The following is a 25812-nucleotide window of genomic DNA, read 5'->3' on the forward strand; positions in this document are numbered from 1 at the left end:
CCGATGTGCCTTGCTTGTGAGGAAATGGATCTGCAGCAGCGTTGGGAGCTGGTCGAGATCATCTCGCAGGGCCGGATGCCGGAAGGGTACACGGCCAGCGAACTGCGCGACATGGGCCTGCCGCTGCCGGGCGAGGTCGAGCGGGAGACCCAGCCGGATGGCACCGTCCTCATCAAGCAGGTGGCGCCGTCCAAGCTCGCCGCGGCGCCTTTCGTCTGCGATACGCCGGATCCGGCCAAGCCGCTGATGCGCGGCGGCATGCTCAACGCCGCCAACCGTGGAATGAAAAGCGAGCGTGGCCGTGACTGATCTGACATCGTTGACGCTGGCCGATGCACGCGACGGCCTGCGCAAGAAAAGCTTCTCCGCCGCCGAGCTGACCGCTGCCCATGTTGCGGCCGTCGAGAAGGCGCGTGCGCTCAACGCCTATGTGCTGGAGACGCCGGAGCATGCGGCGGAGATGGCCAAGGCGTCGGACGCGCGCATCGCCAAAGGCGAGGCGGGGCCGCTCGAGGGCATCCCGCTTGCGGTGAAGGACATGTTCTGCACCGCGGGCGTGCGCACCACCGCCTGCTCGCACATCCTCGACAACTTCGTGCCGACCTACGAGTCGACCGTGACGTCGCAGCTCTGGCGCGACGGCGCCGTCATGCTCGGCAAAACCAACAACGACGAGTTCGCCATGGGTTCGGCGAACGAGACGTCGTACTTCGGTCCGGTGCATTCGCCGTGGCGGCGCAAGGGCTCGAACACGCCGTTGACGCCGGGCGGATCGTCGGGCGGTTCGGCTGCCGCGGTCGCGGCGCAGCTCTGCCTTGGCGCGACGGGCACCGACACCGGCGGTTCGATCCGCCAGCCGGCGGCCTTCACCGGCACTGTCGGCATCAAGCCGACTTACGGTCGCGTGTCGCGCTGGGGCATCGTCGCCTTTGCGTCGTCGCTCGATCAGGCGGGGCCTTTCGCGAAGACGGTGCGGGACGCGGCGATCCTCACGCGCTCGATGACCGGACACGATCCGAAGGACTCGACCTGCGTCGATCTGCCGGTGCCGGATTATGAGGCCGCGGTCGGCCGTTCGGTGAAGGGCCTGCGCATCGGCATTCCGAAGGAGTACCGGCTCGACGGCATGCCGGCCGAGATCGAGAAGATCTGGGAGCAGGGCCGCGCCTGGCTGAAAGCAGCCGGCGCCGAACTCGTGGACGTGTCGCTGCCACACACCAAATATGCGCTGCCGGCGTATTACATCGTCGCGCCGGCGGAAGCCTCGTCCAATCTCGCGCGCTACGACGGCGTGCGGTACGGCCTGCGCGTGCCGGGCAAGGACATCACCGATCTCTATGAGCAGACGCGCGCCGAAGGTTTCGGCGCCGAGGTGCGCCGCCGCGTGATGATCGGCACCTATGTGCTCTCGGCCGGTTATTACGACGCTTACTATCTGCGGGCGCAGAAGCTGCGCACCTTGATCAAGCGCGACTTCGAGGCCTGCTTCGAGGCGGGCGTGCACGCGATGCTGACGCCGGCAACGCCGTCGGCCGCGTTCGGGCTTGGCGAGAAGGGCGGTGCCGATCCGGTCGAAATGTATCTCAATGACGTGTTCACGGTGACGGTGAACATGGCGGGCCTGCCGGGCATCGCCGTGCCGGCCGGCCTCGACTCGCAAGGTCTGCCGCTCGGCCTGCAACTCATCGGCCGCCCATTCGATGAAGAGACCTTGTTCGCGCTTGGCGAGGTGATCGAGCAGGCGGCCGGGCGCTTTACGCCGCAGCCGTGGTGGTGAGCTAGCGGCGCGCCCGTGCCCGGCTGGCAATCGCCATAACGAGTGCGATTGCGATCAGTCCGCCGGCAACGGCGAAGGTGACATGCATACCGTGCGCGACGGCCTCCGCCGATGCGGTTGTGATGTCGCGCGCCGCCGAGGCGGTGGCGAATACGGCGCCCATCACGGAGGCGCCGGTGATCAGCCCGAGATTGCGCGACAGATTGAGAATGCCGGACGTCAAGCCCCGCTGGTCGGCACGGACATCCGCCATGACCACCGTGTTGTTGGCCGCCTGGAAGAGCTGATAGCCCGGGCTCAGGACGGCGATGCCCACGAGGTAGCCGACGGCGCCGAACGATGCCGGCATCGCGGCGAGCGTCAACGATCCCACTGTCATCAGGGCGAGGCCGATCACGACCATCGACGGCGCGCCCAGGCGGTCCACAATGCGTCCCGACGGAATACCAGTGGCGATGGAGATGATCGGGCCGACGGCCATTACCATGCCGACCAGCGCCTCGTTCAAGCCGAGCCCGCGCGCGAGGTAGAACGGCCCGACCACGAAGGTCGTCATCACCACCGTCGCGACGAGGATGCTCATGACAAGGCTCGGCGCCAAGGCAGAGCCGCGGAACATTGTCAGCCGGATCAACGGCGACTCCGCTCTTGCCTCGGCGAGCACGAATACGCCGGCGCCGAGGATGGCCGCGGACAGCAGCACGATGTTGAGTGGGCCGAACTGGCCGCGTCCTATCGTCATGGCAAGCGCGTAAGCCGCCAGGGTCGATGCGAGAAGTAGCGTGCCGACATTGTCGAAGCGGGGCCGCGTTGCGTCCGGCTTCCGACGATCCGCGGGAAGATAGCGCTGCGCCAGAATGAAAGTCACGAGCGCGAGCGGTACGATCGCCAGGAACATCGATCGCCAGCCGAACGCCGCGATCAATATGCCGCCGACCGACGGGCCGAGCGCCGTGCCGATCGCCGACATGGTCCCCAGCATGCCCATGGCGCTGCCGGTTCTTTCCTTCGATACGGTCTCGCCGACGGACGCCATGGCGAGCGCGAGCATCACGGCCGCGCCCAGGCCCTGCGCCGCGCGCGCCGCGATCAGCAGCCAGAGCGCGGGCGCGAGGCCGCACAAGACCGACGACGCGGTGAACACGATGATGCCAACGAGGAGCAGGCGCCGGCGGCCGACGATGTCGCCGAGCCGGCCGACGCTGACGATCAATGTGGTGACGGCGAGAAGATAAGCGAGCACGACCCACTGGGCCTGCTGAAACGACGCATTGAAGGCCACCGTCAGCGCCGGCAGGCCTACATTGGCGATGCTGGTGGCGAGCGAGGACAACAGCGTGCAGAGGGCGAGGCTGACGAGGGCCCAGCGAGCCGATGCGGTGTTGGCGGCCGACGTGGTTTGGGCGTCGGCTCGGGCGGACGGCGATGAGGTCAACGTGGACATGCTGGCGGCTCCTTGAATACGACAGAGCTAGCCCGTTGGGCGGCATGGCGGAACGCGCATCGTTTGCACTTCATTCGTGCGTTTGACGCCATGTCAAAACCGCCTATGGTCGCGCCCATGCCCAGACCCGACCTCAATTTGCTCGTCACGCTCGACGTGCTGCTCGCCGAAGGCAGTGTCGCGCGCGCGGCGCAGCGGCTGCGCCTGAGCCCATCGGCCATGAGCCGCGCTTTGGCACGCCTGCGCGACGCGACCGGCGATCCGCTGCTGGTGCGGGCGGGGCGGGGTCTCGTTGCGACGCCGCGCGCGCTCGAGCTGCGCGGGCGGGTCGGTCAGCTCGTGCAGGACAGCGAAGCGGTGTTGCGTCCGGCCGAGACGCTCGATCTCAAGCGGCTCGATCGAACGTTCACGTTGCGGGTCAGGGAAGGCTTCGTCGAAAGCTTCGGCGCCGGGATCATTGCGCGGATCGGCAAGGAAGCGCCCGGCGTGTGCCTGCGCTTTGCGGAGAAGCTGGACAAAGACAGCGCCCCCTTGCGCGAGGGCAGTGTCGATCTGGAAGTGGGCGTGGTGGGCGATGCGACCGGTCCGGAAGTGCGGGCGCAGGCCTTATTCCGGGATCGCTTCATCGGCGTCGTGCGCAAAGGACATCCGCTGAGCAAGGGCAAGATCACGCCCGCCCGTTATGCCGCCGGCAAGCACATCCTGGTCGGACGGCGCGCGTTCAAGCGCGGACCGCTGGACGAAGCCTTGGAAGCGCTGGGGCTTGAACGGAAGATCGTCACCATCGTCAGCGGCTTTTCGGCGGCGCTGGTGCTGGCGCGCGCCTCCGACCTGATCGCCTGCGTTCCGGAGCGGCACACTGAAAATCTCCGCGCCGGGATGCACAGCTTTGCGCTCCCGGTCGCGGTGCCTGAGATTACCATTTCTTTGCTGTGGCATCCCCGACTGGATGCCGATCCGGCGCACCGCTGGCTGCGGACCTGCGTCCGCGACGTCTGCGCCGGGAAACGCGTGCGCTGATGACCGTCCGTTCCGGCCGCGCCTATTCGGCGGTGGCGACGGGCGGCAGGTCTTGGTCGCCTTCCACCGTCTTCTTGCCGCCGAGTTCTCCGCCGCTGAGGAGAAACAGCACGGCGATGACGGCCACGACGCCGCCGATCAGGATCCCGAAGGTGCCAGTGTTGTTGTTCATGACGTCATCCATGTTCTTGGAGGCGAACGTCCCTGCGCCACTGGTGTTCCGTGTAACGCTTGCGCTGTGGCCGTGGTGAGGCGGGGGGCGGGCGATGACATGGCAAGAGCCGCCGGTATCGCGCCCGACAGATGCAAATTTGCAACGCCGAGCCGGTGCGGCGGCGACCATCTTGCCCGTTCCGGTTCCGGCGGCTACGGGTAGGCCCATGAACGCGCAGAGCAAATCCGACAAGTTGATCCGTGGCGCCACCGGCGACTGGGAAGTCGTCATCGGCATGGAAGTCCATGCCCAGGTCACCTCGAAGTCGAAGCTGTTCTCCGGCGCCTCGACGGAGTTCGGCGGTAGCCCGAACAGTCACGTCTCGCTCGTCGATGCGGCGATGCCCGGCATGTTGCCGGTGATCAACGCCGAGTGCGTGGCGCAGGCGGTGCGGACCGGCCTCGGCCTCAAGGCCAAGATCAATCTGAAGTCGGTGTTCGACCGGAAGAATTATTTCTATCCGGATCTGCCGCAGGGCTATCAGATCAGCCAGTACAAGTCGCCAATCGTCGGCGAGGGCGAGGTCGTCGTCGATCTCGAAGGCGGCGAGACCGCAACCGTCGGCATCGAGCGCGTTCATCTCGAGCAGGACGCCGGCAAGAGCGTGCACGACCGGCATCCGAGTATGTCCTTCGTCGATCTCAACCGCTCCGGCGTCGCGCTGATGGAGATCGTGTCGAAGCCCGACCTGCGCTCGTCGGAGGAGGCGAAGGCCTACGTATCCAAGCTGCGCTCGATCCTGCGCTATCTCGGTACCTGCGACGGCAACATGGAGCAGGGCTCGCTGCGCGCGGACGTCAACGTCTCGGTGCGGCGGCCCGGCGAACCCTTCGGCACGCGCTGCGAGATCAAGAACGTCAACTCGATCCGTTTCATCGGCCAGGCGGTCGACTACGAGGCGCGCCGGCAGATCGAGATCCTCGAAGACGGCGGTAAGATCGAACAGGAAACGCGCCTGTTCGATCCCGGCAAGGGCATGACACGGTCGATGCGCTCCAAAGAGGAGGCGCATGATTACCGTTACTTCCCCGATCCCGATCTGTTGCCGCTCGAACTGAGCGAAGATTACGTCGCGGACCTTGCGCAGCACCTGCCCGAGCTGCCGGACGAGAAGAAGGCGCGCTTCGTGCGCGACTTCGGGCTGTCGGCTTACGATGCCGGCGTGCTGGTCGGCGAACGGGAGACGGCGGAGTACTTCGAAGCGGTGGCGAAGGGACGCGACACCAAGGTCGCCGCCAACTGGGTGATCAACGATCTGTTCGGCCGCCTCAACAAGGAAGGCAAGGACATCGCGGCGTCGCCGGTGAGCGCGGAGCGTCTCGGCGCGCTGCTCGATCTGATCGCCGACAAAACGATTTCCGGCAAGATTGCCAAAGACTTATTTGAAATTCTTTGGACGGAGGATGGCGACCCGCGCGCCATCGTCGAAGCGCGCGGCATGAAGCAGGTGACCGATCTCGGCGCGATCGAGAAGGCGGTCGACGAGATCATCGCCAAGAATCCGGACAAGGTCGCCGACGCCAAGACCAATCCAAAGGCGATCGGTTGGTTCGTCGGACAGGTGATGAAGTCGTCCGGCGGTAAAGCAAGCCCGCAAGCGGTCAACGATCTGCTCAAGCAGAAGCTCGGTCTCTGACTTTCGGCATCGCACAAGCGAACGCGCGTTGCGTCGGCCGCGTCGTACGGTGACGTCGGCACCGTTCGCGTGCGTCTTTGGACGCCGACGATGCGTCTCACGCACCACGCAACGCGGCCGCATACGCGAATCAGCGGACGCCGATTCGCTCGTTTTTGATCGATTCAGGTCGCGCGAAAGCGTCGTCAGAGCGTTCTGTGCAAAAATTTTTTCGCAGCGCGATCGCGTTCGTCGCGCGCGTCGTTAACCAAGCATCATCGCCCTTGCACGCGCCGTTTCCGACGTCTCTTCTGTAAAGAGCGCGCGCTATACTTGATGCAAAAAATCCATATTTCATCGCGATTTTTTGAATCGATGATGCAGCGTTGCCTGAAACGGAAGAGACGAGCGCTGCAAGATGTCGGATCGCGATCTTCGCGCTGCATTGCTTCGTCAAGATGCGGCGAACGCGCGCGCTATACACACTTCCTTAAGTCGAACGCTGTTTTTTTCGTTGTGTTGTAGTAAACGCAATAGCAGTGCGCGTCGATTCCCGACCGCACTGATGCGACACCGCCATGACTTTCATGGCTAGGAGGGCAGCAAATGGCTAAACGTCGTAAGAAGGCTGTGAAGACCGCGAAGAAGGCGAAGCGCAAGAAGAAGCGCATCTAGCCTGATCGTACTTCCCGATCTTCGCACGTAAGTGCTGGAGATTGCGTCATACGGGCCGGTGCGCGTCAGAGGGCAGGTGAGCGATTGGCCATCGCTTTCGGGCGCCCCGGTTCCGGATGACATCAGAGGGCGTCGGCGAGATTTGAAGTCTCGCCGACGCCCTCGGTCTTTTCAGGGATGACGCGAACGCGTCTTCAGGTCCCGGCCTTCAGGCGCTTGTTGCAGGCGCTCCAGTACTGAGGCCACTTCATTCCCTTCTCCACCTTGCCGTCCGCTTTCGCCTGCTTCCATTCGGCGGCGCACTTCTTCTGCCGCTCGCGGGCGGCCAACTGACCGGGCGTCGGCTCGCGTTTCGGTTTCTTCGCTTCCGTCGTGGTCGTCGCCGGCGCGGTCGAGGTTTGGGCAAGGCTCGGCAACGGCGCGGCGAGCAAGGCGACGGCGGTCACGGCCGTCAGGATACGTCGGTACATCAACTCCCCCATTTGCTTTGCAGGACGCCACGGGCGGCATGCCCGTCTGCAACCCGGCGGTGAGATATAACAATCAAAAGTTGAAACCGTCCAGCGTACGGGTAGTTTGATGCCGCTACGACGGCCTTCGGACGCGATTAGCGCCCCATTGCGCGGTTCATACGGCGGACCTAGGTCTCGTTACAGTCCGGACGGCGGACCTATAACGGGGTTGGAAACGATGGCGCGCAAGGCAAAGCCGGGGAAGGCGAAGACGTCGGCCAAGAAAGCATCGGCCGCGAAGACCGTGGCCGGGAAGGCTGCGGCGAAGCCCAAGCCGATCGAGCTCTACTACTGGCCGACACCGAATGGCTTCAAGGTCTCGATCATGCTGGAAGAGTGCAAGCTGCCCTACACCATGATCCCGGTGAACATCTCGGCGGGCGAGCAGTTCAAGCCCGACTTTCTCGCGATCTCGCCCAACAACCGCATGCCGGCCATCGTCGATCCGCAAGGGCCGGGCGGGCGGCCGATCTCGATCTTCGAGTCGGGCGCCATTCTCCAGTATCTCGGCCGCAAGGTCGGCAAGTTCTATCCCAAGGACGAACGCGGCCGCCTCGAAGTCGATCAGTGGCTGTTCTGGCAGATGGGCGGCCTCGGGCCGATGGCCGGGCAACTCAACCACTTCAAGCATTACGCCAAGGAGACGCTGCCTTACGCGATCAAGCGCTACGAGGACGAAGTGCACCGCCTTTACGGCGTGATGAACACGCGGCTGGCGGATCGCGACTTCCTCGCCGGCAAATATTCGATCGCCGACATGGCATGCGTCGGCTGGGTCAATCTGTGGGGACGCCAGAGCATCGACATCGACGAGTTCCCGCATCTGAAGCGTTGGCTCGCCACGGTGAAGGAGCGGCCCGCGGTCCAGCGCGGCATGGCGCTCGGCAAGGACATGCGCAACAACGTCGATATGAAGGATCCGAAAGTGCAATCGGTGTTGTTCGGTCAACGTGCGCGGGTGGCGTAAATCAACCGACACGATGAGATCGCCATGCCCGTGCTGAGCCGGGCATCGACCGATGCGGTGCCACGTCGCACGGGGTCGACCGCGCGAACTGGTTAGCCGGGGCTGAACCGGCTCGGTTACCGGATGGTGACCGCCGCACGAAAAGCGCGATTTTACTGCGTTTTTGCAGCGGTTTTGGATTTTTGTTCCATCCGTCTTCACTTTCGATTCATCCAACCATTTAAACTGTCATTCAAATTTTCTCCCGAAGATCGCCCCTGTTCGGACGTGAGCCGGACAACAGGGACGAAGAGGCGAACGTCTTGGGGGACGTCGCTTCACAAAAAACGGGAGGCCGAAATGGCTGACATCGAAATCGTGGCGTCAAATCCGGAGCCGGCTGGGGTGGAAGACTGCTTTGGTCTTGGCATGATCTACTCCGCCGGCGCCGGTGTACCGATCGATCTGATCGCGGCACACAAGTGGTTCAACATCGCCGCTTCGCGCGGTCATCAGGATGCCGCGCGCTTGCGTCGCGAGATCGCCGAGCTGATGAGCGACAGTGAGATCGGTTACGCGCAACGCGCCGCGCGCGATTGGCTCAAGACGCATCCGCAGATGCCGGCGGTGCAGTCGATGCCGATGCTCGTCGCCGCCTAATCTGCGGCGAAGCGGGTGAGGGCGCCGCCGACTGCGGCGACGACTTGCGCCCAATCGGCCAAGGCCGGTTGGCGAAACAACCGGGCCTGCGGATACCAGGGGCTGGTTTCCTGGGTCAGGCCCCAGCGCCAGTCGGGCACGAACGGCAGCATGATCCAGACCGGGCGTCCGAGCGCGCCCGCAAGATGCACGACCGACGTGTCGACCGCGAGCGTCAGATCGGCGAGGGCCGCGATGGCGGCCGTGTCGGCCATGTCGGTGAGCGCGTCGCCCACATGGGTGACGTTGCCGTAGCGCGCCAGGATTTCGGCGTCGCCGTCGCGCAGTTCGCGCTGGATGCTGACAAACGATACGCCGTCGCGCGCAAAGAGCGGCGCAAGCTGTTCGAGCGCCAGCGAGCGGTTGCGGTCATTCACGTGTCGCGTATGGCCGGCCCAGGCGATGGCCACGCGCTTGCCCGGCAAGGCTTCGAGGCGCGGCTTCCAGCGCTCGATCCGTTCCGCATTGGCATGCAGATAAGGGATCGGCGCGGGCACGCTTTCCAGATCGGTTTTCATCGCCAGCGGCAGGCTCAGCAGCGGGCAGTGCACGTCGAATGCGGGCAAAGTCTCGCCGCGTGCGACGCAGGCCTGGATGCCCTCGAGACCGCTCAATAGCGCCTTCAGCTCCGGCTGCACCTCCAGCACCACCTTGGCGCCGGCTTTGGCCAGCAACGGCGCGTAGCGGACGAACTGGATGGTGTCGCCCAGCCCTTGCTCGGCGTGCAGCAGGATCGTCTTGCCGCCGAGCGGATATTCGCCGAGCCAGAGCGGACGGCCGAGCTTGCGCGCCGCGCCTTCCATGCCTGAACGCTTCCAGCGCCATTCGTATTCGGCAAAGCCTTTGCGCAGTTCGCCAAGCGTCAGCAGCGCATGTGACCGGTTGAAGTGGGCGTCGGCGTAGTCTTTGTCGACGACGACGGCCTTGTCGAACGCAGCGAGCGCCTCCGCGTGGCGGTTGAGCGCCTGCAGGGCGCGGCCGCGATTGTTGAGCGCTTTGACGTGCTGCGGCGCACGGGCGAGGGCCTGGTCGAAAGCGACGATCGCGTCGGCCGGTCGGCCAAGGTCGAGCAGCGCGTTGCCGCGGTTGTAGAGCGCGTTGGGATGTTGCGGCATCAGCTTGAGCGCAGCATCGAAATCGGCGAGCGCCTCGGCGGGGTTGCCCAGCGCGGCTTTCGCCGTGCCGCGGTTGAACAGCGCCTCGCCTTGGCGCGGATTGGCCCTGAGCACAGCGTCGAAGCTGGCGATCGCATCGGCGGGGCGCGCGAGCGAGAGCAGGATATTGCCGCGCTGCTGCAGAACGCTGGGGTCGCCGGGGCGAAGCTGCAACGCGCGGTCGGTGGCCTCGAGCGCTTCGTCATGGCGCTTGAGCGACTGCAGAACGTTGGCGAGATTGCTCCAAGCGTCGGGCGATTGGGCATTGATCCGCACGGCGGAGGCCATCAGCCGATAGGCCTCGCCCATCTGGCCGCTCTGCGCCTTCACAAGGCCCAGCAGATGCAACGCGTCGAAATTGCCCGGCGCCGCCTTCAGCACGCGCGCATAAAGCTTCTCGGCGTCGCGCAGCTTGCCCTGCTGATGCAGGGCGAGCGCTTGTTGCAGCGTCTGTCCAAGGTCGAAAGGTTGCGGCGGCACGGCGCGCCAATCGCATGACCGGCACAGCCAGTCAATCGGCCCGCAGCCGAGCGAGGCGGGTTATCGTGAATTGCGCTTGCGCGGTTTCGGCTGGGTGCGTTCCGGCCCGGTGTAGAACGAATTGCGCTCGCAGAACCCGCCGATGCCGCTCACCGTGGCCTCGCATTGTTGCAGCGTCGAGAAGCCGCAATTGCGGCCGCCGCCGCCATCGCCGCTGTATTGGGCGCACCAGGGATATTCGACGGCGCGGCTGCTGTTCGGCGCCAGGACGAAAGCGCAAAGCGCGAGAAGCGCGGGCAGGACCAATCGGCGGAACATCGGTATCTCCTTGCAGCCCCTGGACGACTAACACCGCGCGAGGCCGGATCGTTCGCGGTTGGCGCGGCCTATTTCGCCGGTCAGCGCTTCTGCACCCAGAATTGGTACATGCCGGCAAAAAGGTCCGGCTCGGCCTCTTCCAACGCGTGCCAGCGGTCGAGATCGGTCGGTGAGGCGCCTTGCTCGGCAAAGAGCGTGCGCAGCCGTTGCTGCGTGCCGAGGTCGAATTCGAAGCCGAGGAAGCGCAGGTCGTTCTCGGCCAGGAAGCGCTTGATCTGCGGAATGGTGACGCGGGCTTCCTGCGTATGGAAGAGGAGGTCGCGGCATTCGCTGGCGGTGAAGAAGTCCGAGAAGCGCGCGACGCTGCGCAATGGCGTCGCCATCAGATCCTGACGGCAGCGGCGGATGTCCTCCGGCGTCGCGCGATAGCCGCCGTCGGCGATGAAGGCGCGCGCCGCGACGACGTCGCGGCGGGCCGCCTCGCTGTAGAGCCCGACATGCATGAGACCGTTCGGTCGCAGCAACGGCAGCAGAAGACGCCAGCCTTCGAACAGATCGGCCATATGGTGCAGGACGCCGCTCACTTCGATCACATCGAAGCGCCGCGACAGCGCGCCGAGTTTGAGAATATCGGCCTGGGCGTATTCGATCCGGCTGGCGATACGGGGCGGGGTGCCACGTTTGGCGTAGGCCAAGCTGCTCAGACTGAGATCGACGGCGAGCAGCCGCGCGCCGAGATAGGTCTGCGCGACGCTGATCGCGTGCCAGCCGGTGCCGCAGCCGGCGACCAGGATGTCGAGATCTTCGGACTTGCCCGTCGTGGCGAAAGCGACGCCCGGAAACTGCGCGCGCAGATAGTCGTCGAGGCCGACAGGCGTCGTCCGACCCGGCGGGAAAACCCAGCGCGGATAGGGGTTTTCCTCATACTGGGCACGGACGCGGACAGACGTTTCGTCGTCGATCGCGGTCAGTCTTGGCATCGTCTCGCGCAGCGCGCGTTCGGCCGCCGGCTCGCGCAGTTGCTGGGTCACGACGGCTTCAACGGGCACCGGCCAAGTCCGCGCGAGCAGGGCGTCTGCCTGGTCGAGCCCGGCCAGCGGCGCGTACATCGCGAGCGCGGCCAGCTGTAACGGCGTGATTTGCGGAGGTGCGAGCGCCTTCAGGCCGGCGACGTGCGCGTCTTCGTCCGGCGCGGTGACGAAGATGTAGTCATTGATGAAGCATTGGCGTGCCAATGCACAGGCCAGAGCGAGCGTATCGCTGTCGGCCGTGCCGGCGGCTGTCGCCTGCGCGAGCAAATCGGCGCGCACCATTGTCAGCAGCCGCTCGAAGGCGATGTCGCGCACCGGCGTGGCCGCGAGCAGGCACTGGAGCAGGGGATCGGCGGCGAGCGCCTCGAACGCGTCCTTGCCGAACAGCGCGTCGATGCCGAGCCGCTGCGGCCAAGCGGTCGTCGCTTGGCGCAGGGCTTCGCCGAGCGCGGGCCGGAGCGCGACGAGCGTGCCGAAGATGCCGCCGTATTGGTCGAGCAACTGCGGCATCAGTTGCAACGCCTGCGCATAGGCGGCCGACGCCTCCCGCGTCTTGCCTTGCGCCTGCAGCACGCGGCCGAGATTGTTGGCGGCCTCCGCATGCGTCGGATCGGCCGCGAGGAGGCGCTGATAGGCCGCGGCGGCCTCGGCGAATTGCCGTTGCTGTTCGTGGCGCAGGCCGGCGGCGAGCAATTGCACACCCGGATCGCCTGCCGGCATCGATGGACGGCCGGAAGCGGCCGGTGCCTGCTTTGCTGTGGCGCGGCGCTGCTTTCGGTTCATGAGCTGGGGCGTTCCTCGTGCGGAGGCTCACATGCCGCCTTCCGGCGCGCTCCGCAAGCGAAGGCGGGGACAAGCGGTTGCGTCGACGTCAATCCTCGGCCGCGCTCCTTGCTATTGCACCAAGCGTCGGGCATATCCGCGCTTACGAGGAGCTGTGGCCGAGTGGCTGAAGGCGGCGGTTTGCTAAACCGTTATACGCTTGTAAAGGCGTATCGAGGGTTCGAATCCCTCCGGCTCCGCCAGATTCCCCCTTTCCACCATCACCAGACGACCGACGTGCGCGGGTTTCCGCGCCGATTTGGCGCGCGGCAGTTCCAACGGAACCGCATGTGGTCCGCCTTCCGGCGCAACCCAGCTATTACGAATCGAATGGCGAGATTCGCTTGGCGGCTCGCATTTTTTCGCGCCATGCGCGTTTTATTCGGCTGTGCACCTTTTGCTCGAACCGCGCCGGCGACGGCTTCCGGGTAAGCAATCGGTCCGTTTATGGGACGTATCGGCCGACTCCCTACTCTTAACTAAGTATCTGAGTTAAAATGATAAAACGGTGAAATAGGGACGGCTTTCGGACGTGGTTAACGGCCCCTCCAGCCTGCGTGTTTTTTGCGCAACAGTCGGTCAGAAAGCGGCCGCAGCGGCTGTGGGAACGGTGCTTCTTCGTTGCCTGCGAGGGCTCATCCAGTAATGTGATCCCTGCGACGGAGGGGGGCATCCCCATGTCGCGCTATTCGGTCGGCTACTCACCGTGGTGCGAGGTGACCGGTTAGCGGGGAGCAAGGGGAAGTTCCTTCGGTGCTGTCGCACTGGGCGGATACGGAACCCTCTCACGATAAACACTGTTTTGGAGGTTCAAGATGAAGATGGTGAAAAGCCTTCTCCTCGGCTCGGCGGCGGGTCTCGTCGCGGTTGCTGGGGCGCAGGCCGCCGATCTTCCCGTTAAGGCCAAACCGGTCCAGTACGTGAAGATTTGCAGCCTGTACGGCGTCGGGTTCTACTACATCCCCGGCACCGACATGTGCGTGAAGATTGGTGGCTGGGTCCGTTCGGAATATTCGTACGGCGGCAACGGCAACTTCGCGTGGGGCTGGGCGAACGGTAACGTCAACAACCGTACGACCAACAACAGCGTGTTCCGCGCCCGCGGTTACATCACCGCCGACGCGCGCAACCAGACCGAATACGGCACCGTCCGCGCTTACTTGGCGGTCGGCGTTTCGGAAAACGACACGGGTGCGAACACCTCGTCGAACACGTTCAGCGCCAACCGCGCCTTCATCCAGTGGGCCGGCTTCACCTTCGGCCGCGCGCAGTCGTTCTACGACTTCTACTCGTCGCCGGCGACCTCGTACTGGGGTGCGTTCCCGTCGTCGGACAGCGGCGATCCGGGCTGGCTGGTCTGGGGCTACACCGCGCAGTTCGGCAACGGTCTGTCGGCCACGATCTCGGCCGAAGAGCGTCGCATGACGCAGATCATCGGACCGGGCGTCGGCTCGACCGCGATCGGCGGCACGGGCTTCCCGGGCGGCGGCTACGGCGGTCTCCAGTCGCCGGACATCGTTGCCAACCTGCGCATCGACCAGGCTTGGGGTTCGGCCCAGATCATGGGCGCCCTGCACCAGGTCAACGCGACCTACTACGGTGGCTCGACCGCCGTTGCCTCGGGTCACCCGGGCGACAAGTGGGGCTTCGCGGTCGGCGCCGGCATCAAGCTGAACGCGCCGATGATCGGCAAGGGCGACTACCTGCAAGCCCAAGTCAACTACACCCAGGGCGCTCTGCGTTATGCGTTCATGACGCCGAACGGCAACTGGGGCAAGGTCGACGGTCAAGGCGTTGGCTTCGGCATCCTGAGCGATGCCGTGTTCGGCACCACGGGCAGCGACCTGAACCTGACCACCGCCTGGAACGTCAACGCGGCCTACGAGCACTTCTGGAACGCCCGTTGGAAGACCTCGCTGTATGGCGGCTACGCGGCCGTCAACTACGGCGACACCGCCAACGCTCTGATGTGCGGCGCGCTTGCCGGCTGCAACATGAACTGGAAGTCCTGGTGGATCGGTTCGCGTACGCAGTGGAACGTCACGCGTGACTTCTACCTCGGCGTCGACGTCATGTACTCGAAGCTGCAGAGCGCAACGCTGCCGGCGGGTCTCGTCCCGACGGGTGCGGTCGGCGCGACCAGCGTCAAGGACGTGGACAACTGGGGCGTTCGCCTCCGTGCGCACAAAGACTTCTATCCCTGATCGTCTGATCGGGATCTGAAAAGACCTCCGGCGGGAAACCGCCGGGGGTTCTTTCCTTGAGTGGTTGTGTTGTTTGTTGAGGCGAGCTCATGCTGATCGAGCCGCGCGTATCCCGCGATCTTCTTGAGCTGGTGCGGCTCGAGCGTCGCGCTTTTGCCGCCAAGGTGCGTATGGCCCGGGCGGTTCTTGGCCTGAGCCAGAGCGACTTCGGCGCCAGCGTCGGCCTGACCCAACGTGCGATCCATAAGCTGGAGCAGGGCGATACCGAGCCCCGCCGCGCGACCGTCCGCGCCATCGAGGATTTGTGGCGCGCGGAAGGCATCGAGTTCGAGGACCTGCCGGAAGGCGGCTTCCGCGTGACGGTAAGGACAGGTGTTTTCGATCGCGAGGACCCGCGTTCCCATGCCGCCCGCACCCAGCTTGGGGTGACCTCGGTCGCCTATCGGAGCTGAATTCCGAATTTTCACGGTCGTATCGGGCCCGGGAGAGGCGAGCCGTCGGCGATTGCCTCGGTCGAGCCCAGGCTTTATAGAGCGGCTGAAACAGCCAACCGGACCGCGACTCATGACTGCGCGCATCTACAAGCCGTCCAAGACCGCCATGCAATCCGGCTTTGCCAACACCAAGGCCTGGGTACTGGATTTCGAGCCGGCACAGCCGCGCCAGGTCGAGCCGCTGATGGGATGGACCTCCTCGGGCGACATGCAACAGCAGGTGCGGCTGCGCTTTCCCAGCAAGGAAGACGCGATCGCTTATTGCGAGCGTCACGGCATCGCCTATCAGGTCTTCGAGGCGACCCCGCCGCACCGGCGGACGATCTCCTACGCCGACAACTTCGCCTTCAAGCGCCGCGACGCCTGGACCCACTGACGCCAACGGGCGTCGGCGGGCCGCGTGGCGGCATCCGGCATACCACCTGAACGATTAGGCCACGGCGATGCCCTCACGGGCATCGCAATGTTTTTGGGCCCATGCGCACATGATCCGTCTCGACAACATCAGCAAGCAGAACGGCCACCAGATCCTCTTCATCGAGGCGTCCGCCGTTCTCAACAAAGGCGAGAAAGTCGGTTTGGTCGGCCCGAACGGCGCCGGCAAGACGACGCTGTTCCGCATGATCACCGGCCGCGAGTTGCCCGATGAAGGCCAGGTCGCCGTCGATCGCGGCGTGACCATCGGGTATTTCAGCCAGGACGTCGGCGAGATGGCCGGGCGCAGTTCTGTCGCCGAAGTGATGGACGGCGCGGGGCCGGTCAGCATCGTCGCCGCCGAGTTGAAAGAGCTGGAGACGGCCATGGCCGATCCGGAACGCGCCGACGAGATGGAAGCCATCATCGAGCGTTACGGCGAGGTGCAGCACCGTTTCCAGGAATTGGACGGCTATGCCCTGGAGGGGCGCGCCCGCGAAGTTCTCGCCGGCCTGAGCTTCAGTCAGGAAATGATGGACGGCGACGTCGGCAAGTTGTCCGGCGGCTGGAAGATGCGCGTGGCCTTGGCGCGCATTCTGTTGATGCGGCCCGACGTGATGCTGCTCGACGAGCCGAGCAACCATCTCGATCTGGAAAGCCTCATCTGGCTCGAGGCCTTCCTCAAAGACTACGACGGCGCGCTGCTGATGACCTCGCACGACCGCGAGTTCATGAACCGCATCGTCAACAAGATCATCGAAATCGACGGCGGCACGCTCACCACTTACTCGGGCGACTACGCCTTTTACGAGAAGCAGCGTGCGCTCGCCGAGCAGCAGCAGCAGGCGCAGTTCGAGCGTCAGCAGGCGATGCTCGCCAAGGAAATCAAATTCATCGAACGCTTCAAGGCGCGCGCCTCGCACGCCGCGCAGGTGCAGAGCCGCGTCAAGAAGCTCGACAAGATCGAGCGCGTCGAGCCGCCGCGGCGGCGCCAGACGGTGGCGTTCGATTTTCCGCCGGCGCCGCGTTCGGGCGACGACGTGGTCATCCTCAAGGACGTGCACAAAGGCTACGGCAATCGCAGCATCTACAGCGGTTTGGATTTCTCTGTGCGACGCAAGGAGCGTTGGTGCGTGATGGGCATCAACGGCGCGGGCAAGTCGACGCTGCTCAAGCTGGTCGCGGGCGCGACGGAGCCGGACGATGGTTCGGTGACGGTCGGCAGCAGTGTGAAGATGGGCTATTTCGCCCAGCACGCCATGGATCTGCTCGACGGCGAACGCACCGTGTTCGAAGAGCTTGAATATGCGTTCCCGCAGGCCGGGCAGGGCTCGCTGCGCACGCTTGCCGGATGCTTTGGCTTCTCCGGCGATGACGTCGAGAAGAAATGCCGCGTTCTATCGGGTGGCGAGAAGGCGCGCCTGGTGATGGCTTTGATGCTCTTCGACCCGCCGAACTTCCTGGTGTTGGACGAGCCCACCAACCATCTCGACATGGCGACGAAGGAGATGCTCATCGCCGCGCTGGCGCAATACGAAGGCACGATGCTGTTCGTATCGCACGACCGGCATTTCCTGGCCGCGCTGTCCAATCGCGTGCTGGAGGTGACGCCGGAAGGCGTGCACACCTACGGCGGCGGCTATACGGAATACGTCGACCGCACCGGCTACGAAGCGCCAGGCCTGCGGAGCTGACGGCAGGCCTATGAGCGTTTGAGTTAGCGGCTGGCCGTTGTGATCAGGCGGCGCGTCGGCTTGCGCTCGACCACGACTTTGCGCTCGACCGTAGCTTTTCGCTCAACGGCGAACTTGCGTTCCACCACGAAGGCGCGCGTCGGCGTGCCGGCCGGGCTCGCGGGGGCGGCGGGCATAACGAAGGTCTCGCGCGGCGGCCGGACTTTGAGCAGCGGACTATTCCGCACCTGATCGACCGGCAGCCCCATCAACGAGGCCGCGATCTCTGCCTGGTGGTCGAGATCGTCCGACAAACCCTGGGCGGCGAAAATAGCTTCCTCCAGCGTCGGCGCTTCATGGCGGACGCGGCGGGGGCCGAACTTGGTATCCCAGGGCTGGTTGTTGTTTTTGCTCATAAATTTCAAGTCTCAGACGCGATTTGTCGGCTCCTTATGCCCCGTGTGCGGTATGGCAGCAAGCCGAATGGTGCAATGCACCATAACGTTTACGTCATAGCGGCTTTGGGGCCACAGACGTTCCCGCGATCGAATACGTGAGGGAGAGAGAAATGCCGGAATATCGATGGAGAAACTGGCGACCCCGGCTGGATTCGAACCAGCGACCCTCAGCTTAGAAGGCTGATGCTCTATCCAACTGAGCTACGGGGCCGTTTCGCACGACGTCAGGGTTTACCCGCACCGCCGGCGCATTGAAAGTGTTTGCACGCCGGGACCGTTTACGAGCCAAGGCCAGTCACAAGCGGTAACCGACGCCGCGGCGCCAGTGAGCTCCGCAGACCGAGGCCCGTTATATCCGCCAGTCGTTACAAATGCTTATACCGGCTTCCTCGCGTTTTTAACCGCGTTTTCCCGCGGTGCACGGATCGTCACCGCCACGCGATAATATTGTCGAGAATCAACAGCGGCGTGGCCGATCTAGGCTTTGATTGAACCTAACGCGACCGTCGACGACAAACCGTCGCAGCCGGTCACGACCTCGACACCATCGGGCGCTGGAATATTGTCGTTGGCTGCTTCGGGAGGTTTGTCCAACATGCGCATGCTCGTTCGCGCCGGTATTGCCGCCGCGCTGCTCGCTCTCGCTTCGATCTCCGCGTTTGCCCAAGAGAAGGCCTTCACGCGCGAGGATCTCGACGCCGCCGGCCTCAAGCTCGAGGAGCAAATCAAAACCGACGCCGGGGCGGTGACCAAGTCGGTCGCGCAACTGCGCAAGGACGCCGACGCCGCCTTTCAGAAGAACGACTTCCGCACCGGCATGGTGGTGCTTGGCCAATTGATCGCGGCCGCTCCGAACGATGCGCAGAGCTGGTTGCGATTGGCGCGCACCGTGCGCCAGATCCGGCCGCGCGACGACAAGGAAAAGGCGCTGCTCCAGGACCGCGCCAGCACTGCCGCTTACATCGCCTATCAGCGTGCAAGCGACACGCCGACGCAGGCCGACAGCCTGGCGTTGCTCGGCCGCAGCCTCGCCGATCGTCAGCAATGGCGCCCGGCGCTCGATTCGATGCGGCTGGCGCTCGAATTGCGCGAGAGCGCCGAGCTGCGCGGCGTCTACGAGCGGCTGCGCGTCGAGCACGGATTCCGCATGCTGGACTACAGCGTCGACTCGGATGCCGTGTCGCCGCGCGTCTGTTTCCAGTTCTCGGAAGAACTGCCCGGCAAGCGCACCGACTTCTCGCCTTACGTGGCCGTCGCCGGCCAGGACAAGCCGGCCGTCTCGGCCACCGACAGGCAGCTTTGCGTCGAAGGCCTCAAGCACGGCGAGCGCTACGAAGTGACGTTGCGCGCCGGGCTGCCGTCGACCGTCAAGGAGACTTTGGCCAAGACCGCGACCTTCACGATCTTTGTGCGCGACCGTAAGCCTTTCGTGCGTTTCTCCGGTCGCGCTTATGTCCTGCCGAAGACGGGCCAGCGCGGCATTCCGGTGCTGAGCGTCAACACCGCGACGGTCGTTCTCTCGGTCTACCGCATCGGCGACCGCAATCTGATCGAGACCATGCTGGGCTACGACTTCCAGCGCAATTTGAGCCGCTATCAGGCCGAGAACATCGCCAGCGAACGCGGCGCCAAGGTTTGGAGCGGCGAGCTTACCGTGACGCCGCAGCTCAACGCCGAGGTGACGACGGCTTTTCCGGTCGAGGAGGCGCTCAAGTCGATCGGCCCCGGCGTCTACGCCATGACCGCGTCACCCAAGGAACAGGTCACCGAAGACTACGACCAACTTGCGACGCAGTGGTTCATCGTCTCGGACCTCGGGCTCACGGCCTATACGACGCATGACGGCGTCGATGTCTTCATCCATTCGCTGGCGAGCGCGCAGCCCAAGCCGCAGACCGAGGTGCGTTTGGTCGCGCGCAACAATGAGGTGCTGGCGACCAAGCAGACCGACAAGGACGGCTTCGTCCATTTCGAAGCGGGGCTGGCGCGCGGCGAGGGCGGCCAGTCGCCGGCGGCGATCGTGGTGAGCGATAAGAGCGACTACGCGTTCCTCAATTTGAAGGGCGCCGCCTTCGACCTGTCGGATCGCGGCGTGGCCGGCCGGCCGATCCCGGTCGGCCTCGATGCGTTCGTCTACACCGAGCGTGGCGTCTACCGCACCGGCGAGACAGTGGAGATCACGGCGTTGCTGCGCGACGCGCGCGGCGCGGCCGCGCTCGATGTGCCGATGACTTTGGTCGTCGAGCGGCCGGACGGCGTCAGCTACCGGCGGCAGGTGGTGCAGGACCAGGGGCTCGGTGGCCGCTCGTTGAGCGTGCCGATCGTTACCTCGGCGATGACCGGCACGTGGCGCGTGCGCGCCTATACGGACCCGAAGCGGCCGGCGGTCGGTGAGACCACCTTCATGGTCGAGGACTACGTGCCCGACCGTATCGAGTTCGACCTGACGACGGATGCCAAGGTGGTGCCGCGCGACGCGCCGGTCGAACTCAATGTCGACGGCCGCTTCCTCTATGGCGCGCCGGCCTCCAGCCTCGATTTGTCGGGTAGCGTCACGATCTCGACGGCGCGCGACCGGGCCGGCTTCGCAGGTTATGTGTTCGGTCTCGCCGACGATGACGCGACGCCGCTGCGGCAGGAATTGACCGATACGCCGCAGACCGATGCGAGCGGCAAGGCCAAGCTCGCGTTCACGCCCGAGAAGCTCCCGGACAGCATGCGCCCGCTGCAGGCGCAGATCACCGTCGCGATGGCGGAGTCGGGCGGCCGCGCGGTCGAGCGTCAGCTGACGCTGCCGATCGCCGCCAATGCGCCGATGATCGGCATCAAGCCGGCATTCTCCGGCCGCTCGCTCGACGACGGCGCCAATGCCGATTTCGACGTCGTCTGGGTCGCACCCGACGGCAAGACGCAGGCCAAGAGTGGACTGCGTTACGAACTGCTGCGCATCGAGACTTCGTACCAGTGGTACAAGCAGGGCAATCAATGGGAGTTCGAGCCGATCAAGCGCACCGCGCGCGTGGCGAACGGCACCGTTGACGCGGCCGCCGACAAACCCGGCCGCATTTCCGCGCCGGTGAAGTGGGGCCGCTACCGGCTGGAAGTGTCGGACGCGTCCGGCGTCATCACCTCCTACGCCTTCGATGCCGGCTTCTATGCCGAGTCCAGCGCTGACACGCCCGATCTGCTCGAGCTGGCGCTCGACAAGCCGACTTACGCCGCCGCCGAAACGATGAACATCGCCGTCACGGCGCGCACTGCCGGCCGCCTGACGCTGAACGTGTTCACCGATCGTCTGGTCGCGACGCAGTCGCTCGACGTGCAGCCCGGCATGGCCAAGATGCAGATGATCGTCGGCCGCGATTGGGGCACCGGCGCCTACATGGTCGCGACGTTGCGCCGGCCGCTCGATGCGCCGGCGCAGCGCATGCCCGGCCGCGCCATCGGCGTGCAGTGGTTCGGCATCGACAAGGCGACGCACACGCTCGGCGTCGCGCTCAATATGCCGCCGGCGATGCGGCCGAATGCAACGCTCACGGTGCCGGTCCGCATCAGCGGCCTCAACCCGAACGAAGAGGCGCGGGTGGTGCTCGCCGCGGTCGACGTCGGCATCCTCAACCTCACCAACTACAAGCCGCCGGCGCCGGACGAGTATTATCTTGGCCAGCGCCGCCTGACCGCCGAGATCCGCGACCTCTACGGGCAACTGATCGACGGCATGCAAGGCGCGCGCGGCGCCATCCGCTCCGGCGGCGACATGGGCGGCGAGCTCACCGGCGCGCCGCCGACGCAAGCGCCGCTCGCGCTCTACTCCGGCATTATCACTGTCGGTCCCGACGGCACGGCCAATGTGACCTTCGACATCCCGGCATTCGCCGGCACGGTCCGCGTGATGGCGGTGGCGTGGTCGAAGGAGAAGGTCGGCAAAGCATCGGGTGACGTGATCGTGCGCGATCCCGTCGTGCTGACCACGACCTTGCCGCGCTTCCTGCGCACTGGCGATCGCGGCGCGATCCAGCTCGAGTTGGATAACGTCGAAGGTGCCGCGGGCGACTACAGCATCGCGGTGACCACGGACGGGGCCGCGAAGGTCGACGGTGCCGTGCCGCAGAAGTTGACCTTGGCGCAGAAGGCGCGCGGCAAGGTGTCCGTGCCGGTATCGGCGTCGGGCGCCGGCGCCACCACGGTAACGGTCAACGTCACCGGCCCGAACAACTTCGCGCTCGCGCGCGCTTATGCGCTCGACGTGCGCGCGGCGACGCAAATCCTCACCCGCCGCACCATACGGCCGCTGGCCAAGGGTGAGACGCTGACGCTCAACAAAGACATGTTCGCCGACCTGGTGCCGGGAACGGGCAGGGTGGCGCTGTCGGTCGCGGTCTCGACCTCGCTCGATGCGGCGACGTTGCTGAACGCGCTCGACCGCTACCCCTATGGCTGCTCCGAGCAGATCGCGAGCCGCGCCATAGCGATGCTCTACGTCAATGAACTCGCCGCGCAGGCGCGCCTCGCGCCCGATGGCGAGATCGACACCCGCATCCGCGACGCCATTCCGCGGTTGCTGGCACGGCAGGGATCTAACGGCTCGTTCGGCCTGTGGTCCGTCGGCGGCGACGATCCCTGGCTCGACGCCTATGTCACCGATTTCCTGACGCGGGCGAAGGAGAAGGGCTTCGAGGTGCCGCAGACGGCCTTCACCTTGGCCATCGATCGGCTGCGTAATTACGCGGCCAGCGCGCCTGAACCGGCCAAGGACGGCGGCCGGGAGCTGGCCTATGCGCTGTATGTGCTGGCCCGCAACGGCGCGGCGCCGATCGGCGACTTGCGCTATCTCGCCGACGTCAAGATCGGCGATCTGGCGACGCCGATCGCCAAAGCGCAACTCGCCGCGGCGCTGTCGATGATCGGCGACAAGGAGCGCGCCGACCGCGCGTATCTCGCGGCGCTCACGGCGCTGCCGGCACAGCCGAAGATCGATGTGAGCCGCGCCGATTTCGGCTCGGCGCTGCGCGATGCCGCGGCGCTGGTGACGCTCGCCTCGGAAGGGCGGGCGCCGCAGGCCACGATCGATCAGGCGGTGCTGCGCGTCGATGCCGCGCGCAAACTGTTCAACAACACCTCGACGCAGGAGGACGCCTGGCTGGTGCTGGCCGCCCGCGCCTTGGCCAAGCAGCTCAGCACCGTCTCGCTGACCGCGAATGGCGAGACGCAGAAGGGCGCGTTCTACCGCACGCTCAAGGAAGACCAACTCGCGGCGCCCTTCGCTGTCACCAACAGCGGCGAGGGGACTGTGCAGGCGGTCGTCTCCGTGAGCGGCGCGCCGACGACGCCGGAGCCTGCGGCCGAGCGGGGCTTCAAGATCGAGCGCAAGTTCTTCACGCTCGACGGCGAACCGGCCGATGCCAGCAAGGCGAAGCAGAACGACCGCTTCGTCGTGGTGCTGACCTCGACCGAGCCGCAGCCGCAGTTTGGCCGTGTCATCGTCGCTGACTACGTGCCGGCCGGGTTCGAGATCGACAATCCGCGGCTGGTCTCGTCGGGCAACACCGGCGTGCTGACCTGGATCGCCGACGCCGCCGAACCGGTCAGCAGCGAGTTCCGCGATGATCGCTTCACGGCGGCATTCGACCGCACGTCGGAATCGCCGCCGGTGTTCACGGTGGCCTATGTGGTGCGGGCGGTGTCGCCCGGCCGCTACGTGCTGCCGCAGGCTAAGGTCGAGGACATGTACCGGCCCGACCGCTTCGGCCGCACCGGAACCGGAACCGTGGAGATCGCGGCGGGCCGATGAAGCGGTACCGGACCTATCTCATTAGTCTGGGCGGCGCGCTCATGGCGAGCGCGCTCGCCCTCGGCTTGTGGGTCTGGTCGCTGGGGCCGGCCCCGCTCGGCAACGACCTGGCGTTGTCGCACATCGTCGTCGACCGCGACGGCAAGCTCCTGCGCGCCTATGCGACGCCCGACGGCCGCTGGCGCCTGCCGGCGACCCCGGACGACGTCGATCCGCGCCTGATCAAGGTGCTGCTCGGCTACGAGGATCGGCGCTTCTACGAGCATGACGGCGTCGACTTATACGCGCTCGTGCGGGCGGCATTTCAGTTGATAACAAAAGGACATATCGTCTCTGGCGGAAGTACTTTATCAATGCAGGTGGCGAGGCTTTTGGAACCCCGTGAGAAACGGAGTTTCAGTGCCAAGGCCCGTCAGATCGTCCGCGCCCTCGAGCTCGAGTGGCACCTTAGCAAGCGGGATGTTCTCTCGCTCTATCTGACGCTCGCACCCTATGGCGGCAATCTGGAAGGCATCCGGGCCGCCTCGCTGGCTTACTTTTCAAAAGAGCCAAAGCGTCTAACCCTCTCCGAATCCGGACTTTTGGTTGCTTTGCCGCAAGCGCCTGAGCGCCGCCGGCCGGACCGGCATCCGGAAGCCGCCCAGGCCGCCCGCGACGGCGTGCTCGACCGCGTCGCCGCCCAGGGGCTGATCCCCCCGGACGAAGTCCTTCGTGCCAAGGCGGGGCCGGTGCCGACGGAGCGCAAGCAGCTGCCGACGCTCGCGCCGCACGCCGCCGACTCGGTGCTGTTGGCCGAGCCGGATGTGCGCGTGCACCGTCTCACCATTGACGCCACGTTGCAGAAGTCGCTCGAGGATCTGGCGCGGGAGCGGGCCCGGGCCCTCGGCCCTGAAATTTCGGTGGCGATCCTCGCCGTCGACAATGCGACGGGTCAGGTGCTGGCCCATGTCGGCTCGGCCGACTATTTCGACGCCCGCAGGGCCGGGCAGGTCGACATGACGCAAGCGTTGCGCTCACCGGGCTCGACGCTCAAGCCGTTCATCTACGGCCTCGGCTTCGAAGACGGGCTCATCCACCCCGAGACGTTGATCGACGACCAGCCGCAACGCTACGGCAATTACGTCCCGGAGAACTTCGACCTGACCTTTCAGGGCACGGTCAGCATTCGCAAGGCGCTGCAACTGTCGCTCAACGGCCCGGCCATCGCCGTGCTCGGCAGGGTCGGCATCAACCGGCTGAGCGCGCGGCTGACGCAGACCGGGGCGGCCCTGGTGCTGCCGAAGGGCGAGGCGCCGGGCCTCGCGATGGGTCTCGGCGGCGTCGGCGTGAAGCTGGCCGATCTGACGATGCTCTATGTCGGGCTGGCGCGGCTCGGCGAGGTCGTGCCGCTGACCGAGCGCGCCGGCGCAGCCGCCGCGAGTCCGGGTCGCCTGCTGGCGCCGGCCGCGGCCTGGTATGTCACGAACGTGCTGTTAGGCGCGCCGCCGCCGGAAAACGCACCGTTCGGCCGGCTCGCCTTCAAGACCGGCACCTCATACGGCTATCGCGACGCCTGGTCGGTCGGCCTCGACGGCCGCATGACCATCGGCGTGTGGGTCGGCCGGCCCGACGGCAATCCCGTTCCCGGGATCATCGGCCGCGTGACCGCCGCCCCGATTCTGTTCGATGCCTTCGCCCGCGCCGGCCATACGCCAGTGTCGCTGCCGAAGCCGCCCAAAGGCGTCATGTTCGCCACCAACGCCAAGCTGCCGCCGCCGCTGCAGAAATTCAGTCCGGCCGGCAGCCCGGGGCAGGCGGTGGAGGCGCCGCGCATCATGTTCCCACCCGACGGCGCGCGGTTGGAGCTGTCGGCCCTCGGTGCACCGGATCCGGTGGCCCTCAAGATCGCCGGCGGCCGCACGCCGCTGACGGTCATGGTCAATGGTGTCCCGCTGGCCCCGCCGGGTGCGCGCCGGACCCTGTTTTTCCGCCCCGATGGCCCCGGTTTCGTGCGCCTGACGGTCATGGACGCGCGCGGCGCCACCGACAGTGTGACCGTAAGGTTGCAGTAGTGCGGGAATGACACGTCTCT

Annotated in this window: 19 protein-coding genes and 2 tRNA genes; 13 read left to right on the forward strand and 8 right to left on the reverse strand. The window is 65.6% G+C overall.

Going from position 1 to position 25812, the window contains the following annotated elements; translation table 11 throughout:
- Positions 1 to 3 precede the first annotated feature (3 nt).
- Both DW352_RS04135 and gatA read left to right on the forward strand, forming a co-directional pair.
- A complete protein-coding gene (locus tag DW352_RS04135) occupies positions 4 to 309 on the forward strand; it encodes a hypothetical protein (RefSeq protein ID WP_210209926.1) in 306 nt (101 codons plus the stop codon).
- On the forward strand, positions 302 to 1777 hold the full coding sequence (gene gatA, locus DW352_RS04140; RefSeq protein ID WP_115688798.1) for an Asp-tRNA(Asn)/Glu-tRNA(Gln) amidotransferase subunit GatA: 1476 nt from the start codon (positions 302 to 304) through the stop codon (positions 1775 to 1777). The genes DW352_RS04135 and gatA overlap by 8 nt, the downstream gene beginning before the upstream one ends.
- 1 nt (position 1778) lies before the next feature.
- Here gatA and DW352_RS04145 read toward each other — a convergent pair whose 3' ends face one another.
- Positions 1779 to 3221 carry an MFS transporter gene (locus DW352_RS04145; RefSeq protein ID WP_115688799.1) on the reverse strand — a complete coding sequence of 481 codons (1443 nt, stop codon included), beginning with the start codon at positions 3219 to 3221 and terminating at the stop codon, positions 1779 to 1781.
- A 117-nt stretch (positions 3222 to 3338) separates the two neighbouring features.
- Here DW352_RS04145 and DW352_RS04150 point away from each other — a divergent pair, with 117 nt between their 5' ends.
- Positions 3339 to 4241: a LysR family transcriptional regulator gene (locus DW352_RS04150; RefSeq protein WP_115694230.1), complete on the forward strand. Its 903-nt coding sequence runs from the start codon at positions 3339 to 3341 to the stop codon at positions 4239 to 4241.
- 22 nt (positions 4242 to 4263) lie between these two features.
- On the opposite strand, the gene DW352_RS26675 is transcribed toward DW352_RS04150, so the two are convergent.
- Positions 4264 to 4413 (reverse strand): hypothetical protein, encoded by a 150-nt coding sequence (locus tag DW352_RS26675; protein WP_162826776.1) that lies wholly within the window; start codon positions 4411 to 4413, stop codon positions 4264 to 4266.
- Positions 4414 to 4621: 208 nt separating this feature from the next.
- Here DW352_RS26675 and gatB point away from each other — a divergent pair, with 208 nt between their 5' ends.
- Positions 4622 to 6091, forward strand: coding sequence for an Asp-tRNA(Asn)/Glu-tRNA(Gln) amidotransferase subunit GatB (gene gatB, locus DW352_RS04155; RefSeq protein WP_115688800.1), 1470 nt, complete (start codon positions 4622 to 4624; stop codon positions 6089 to 6091).
- Positions 6092 to 6939: 848 nt separating this feature from the next.
- Here gatB and DW352_RS04160 read toward each other — a convergent pair.
- Positions 6940 to 7215, reverse strand: a complete 276-nt coding sequence (locus tag DW352_RS04160) for a hypothetical protein (protein WP_115688801.1) — start codon at positions 7213 to 7215, stop codon at positions 6940 to 6942.
- A 367-nt stretch (positions 7216 to 7582) separates the two neighbouring features.
- Between DW352_RS04160 and DW352_RS04165 the strand changes: the two genes are divergently transcribed.
- Entirely contained in the window at positions 7583 to 8224 is a 642-nt protein-coding gene (locus DW352_RS04165; protein WP_245434449.1) for a glutathione S-transferase family protein, read from the forward strand.
- A 339-nt stretch (positions 8225 to 8563) separates the two neighbouring features.
- Entirely contained in the window at positions 8564 to 8863 is a 300-nt protein-coding gene (locus tag DW352_RS04170) for an SEL1-like repeat protein (protein WP_115688803.1), read from the forward strand.
- Here DW352_RS04170 and DW352_RS04175 read toward each other — a convergent pair.
- The 3 genes from DW352_RS04175 to DW352_RS04185 all read right to left on the reverse strand — a co-directional run bounded on the left by DW352_RS04175 (position 8860) and on the right by DW352_RS04185 (position 12668).
- On the reverse strand, positions 8860 to 10536 hold the full coding sequence (locus tag DW352_RS04175; protein WP_115688804.1) for a tetratricopeptide repeat protein: 1677 nt from the start codon (positions 10534 to 10536) through the stop codon (positions 8860 to 8862). The genes DW352_RS04170 and DW352_RS04175 overlap by 4 nt on opposite strands.
- A gap of 60 nt (positions 10537 to 10596) precedes the next feature.
- Entirely contained in the window at positions 10597 to 10854 is a 258-nt protein-coding gene (locus DW352_RS04180) for a DUF3551 domain-containing protein (protein WP_115688805.1), read from the reverse strand.
- An 80-nt stretch (positions 10855 to 10934) separates the two neighbouring features.
- Complete coding sequence (locus DW352_RS04185) at positions 10935 to 12668, reverse strand: class I SAM-dependent methyltransferase (RefSeq protein ID WP_115688806.1); 1734 nt, start codon at positions 12666 to 12668, stop codon at positions 10935 to 10937.
- Positions 12669 to 12816: 148 nt separating this feature from the next.
- Between DW352_RS04185 and DW352_RS04190 the strand changes: the two genes are divergently transcribed.
- From DW352_RS04190 to DW352_RS04210, 5 genes are all read left to right on the forward strand, one after another.
- Positions 12817 to 12910 (forward strand) — tRNA-Ser (locus tag DW352_RS04190).
- 612 nt (positions 12911 to 13522) lie between these two features.
- Positions 13523 to 14911, forward strand: coding sequence for a porin (locus tag DW352_RS04195; RefSeq protein WP_115688808.1), 1389 nt, complete (start codon positions 13523 to 13525; stop codon positions 14909 to 14911).
- 89 nt (positions 14912 to 15000) lie between these two features.
- Positions 15001 to 15363, forward strand: a complete 363-nt coding sequence (locus DW352_RS04200) for a helix-turn-helix transcriptional regulator (RefSeq protein ID WP_115688810.1) — start codon at positions 15001 to 15003, stop codon at positions 15361 to 15363.
- Positions 15364 to 15475: 112 nt separating this feature from the next.
- Complete coding sequence (locus DW352_RS04205; protein WP_115688812.1) at positions 15476 to 15781, forward strand: ETC complex I subunit; 306 nt, start codon at positions 15476 to 15478, stop codon at positions 15779 to 15781.
- 109 nt (positions 15782 to 15890) lie between these two features.
- A complete protein-coding gene (locus tag DW352_RS04210) occupies positions 15891 to 17513 on the forward strand; it encodes an ABC-F family ATP-binding cassette domain-containing protein (RefSeq protein ID WP_115688814.1) in 1623 nt (540 codons plus the stop codon).
- 23 nt (positions 17514 to 17536) lie between these two features.
- Here the strand turns inward: DW352_RS04210 and DW352_RS04215 are convergent, their stop codons facing one another.
- The gene (locus tag DW352_RS04215; protein ID WP_115688816.1) at positions 17537 to 17908 is read right to left on the reverse strand and encodes a hypothetical protein; all 372 of its coding nucleotides are present in this window, start codon (positions 17906 to 17908) and stop codon (positions 17537 to 17539) included.
- Positions 17909 to 18084: 176 nt separating this feature from the next.
- Positions 18085 to 18161, reverse strand: a tRNA-Arg gene (locus DW352_RS04220).
- Between the two features lie 384 nt (positions 18162 to 18545).
- Between DW352_RS04220 and DW352_RS04225 the strand changes: the two genes are divergently transcribed.
- Both DW352_RS04225 and pbpC read left to right on the forward strand, forming a co-directional pair.
- Positions 18546 to 23741, forward strand: coding sequence for an alpha-2-macroglobulin (locus DW352_RS04225; RefSeq protein ID WP_115688818.1), 5196 nt, complete (start codon positions 18546 to 18548; stop codon positions 23739 to 23741).
- On the forward strand, positions 23738 to 25792 hold the full coding sequence (gene pbpC, locus DW352_RS04230; RefSeq protein WP_115688820.1) for a penicillin-binding protein 1C: 2055 nt from the start codon (positions 23738 to 23740) through the stop codon (positions 25790 to 25792). Before DW352_RS04225 ends, pbpC begins: the two co-directional genes overlap by 4 nt.
- Positions 25793 to 25812 lie beyond the last annotated feature (20 nt).

It is taken from the genome of Pseudolabrys taiwanensis (assembly GCF_003367395.1).
GTDB classification, from domain to species: Bacteria; Pseudomonadota; Alphaproteobacteria; order Rhizobiales; family Xanthobacteraceae; genus Pseudolabrys; species Pseudolabrys taiwanensis.

Coding starts and splice junctions, on each gene's coding strand:
- DW352_RS04135 (WP_210209926.1), top strand. CDS start 4: ATGTGCCTTGCTTGTGAGGAAATGGATCTGCAGCAGCGTTGGGAGCTG.
- DW352_RS04145 (WP_115688799.1), bottom strand. CDS start 3,221: ATGTCCACGTTGACCTCATCGCCGTCCGCCCGAGCCGACGCCCAAACC.
- DW352_RS04150 (WP_115694230.1), top strand. CDS start 3,339: ATGCCCAGACCCGACCTCAATTTGCTCGTCACGCTCGACGTGCTGCTC.
- DW352_RS26675 (WP_162826776.1), bottom strand. CDS start 4,413: ATGAACAACAACACTGGCACCTTCGGGATCCTGATCGGCGGCGTCGTG.
- gatB (WP_115688800.1), top strand. CDS start 4,622: ATGAACGCGCAGAGCAAATCCGACAAGTTGATCCGTGGCGCCACCGGC.
- DW352_RS04160 (WP_115688801.1), bottom strand. CDS start 7,215: ATGTACCGACGTATCCTGACGGCCGTGACCGCCGTCGCCTTGCTCGCC.
- DW352_RS04165 (WP_245434449.1), top strand. CDS start 7,583: ATGCTGGAAGAGTGCAAGCTGCCCTACACCATGATCCCGGTGAACATC.
- DW352_RS04170 (WP_115688803.1), top strand. CDS start 8,564: ATGGCTGACATCGAAATCGTGGCGTCAAATCCGGAGCCGGCTGGGGTG.
- DW352_RS04180 (WP_115688805.1), bottom strand. CDS start 10,854: ATGTTCCGCCGATTGGTCCTGCCCGCGCTTCTCGCGCTTTGCGCTTTC.
- DW352_RS04185 (WP_115688806.1), bottom strand. CDS start 12,668: ATGAACCGAAAGCAGCGCCGCGCCACAGCAAAGCAGGCACCGGCCGCT.
- DW352_RS04195 (WP_115688808.1), top strand. CDS start 13,523: ATGAAGATGGTGAAAAGCCTTCTCCTCGGCTCGGCGGCGGGTCTCGTC.
- DW352_RS04200 (WP_115688810.1), top strand. CDS start 15,001: ATGCTGATCGAGCCGCGCGTATCCCGCGATCTTCTTGAGCTGGTGCGG.
- DW352_RS04205 (WP_115688812.1), top strand. CDS start 15,476: ATGACTGCGCGCATCTACAAGCCGTCCAAGACCGCCATGCAATCCGGC.
- DW352_RS04210 (WP_115688814.1), top strand. CDS start 15,891: ATGATCCGTCTCGACAACATCAGCAAGCAGAACGGCCACCAGATCCTC.
- DW352_RS04215 (WP_115688816.1), bottom strand. CDS start 17,908: ATGAGCAAAAACAACAACCAGCCCTGGGATACCAAGTTCGGCCCCCGC.
- DW352_RS04225 (WP_115688818.1), top strand. CDS start 18,546: ATGCGCATGCTCGTTCGCGCCGGTATTGCCGCCGCGCTGCTCGCTCTC.
- pbpC (WP_115688820.1), top strand. CDS start 23,738: ATGAAGCGGTACCGGACCTATCTCATTAGTCTGGGCGGCGCGCTCATG.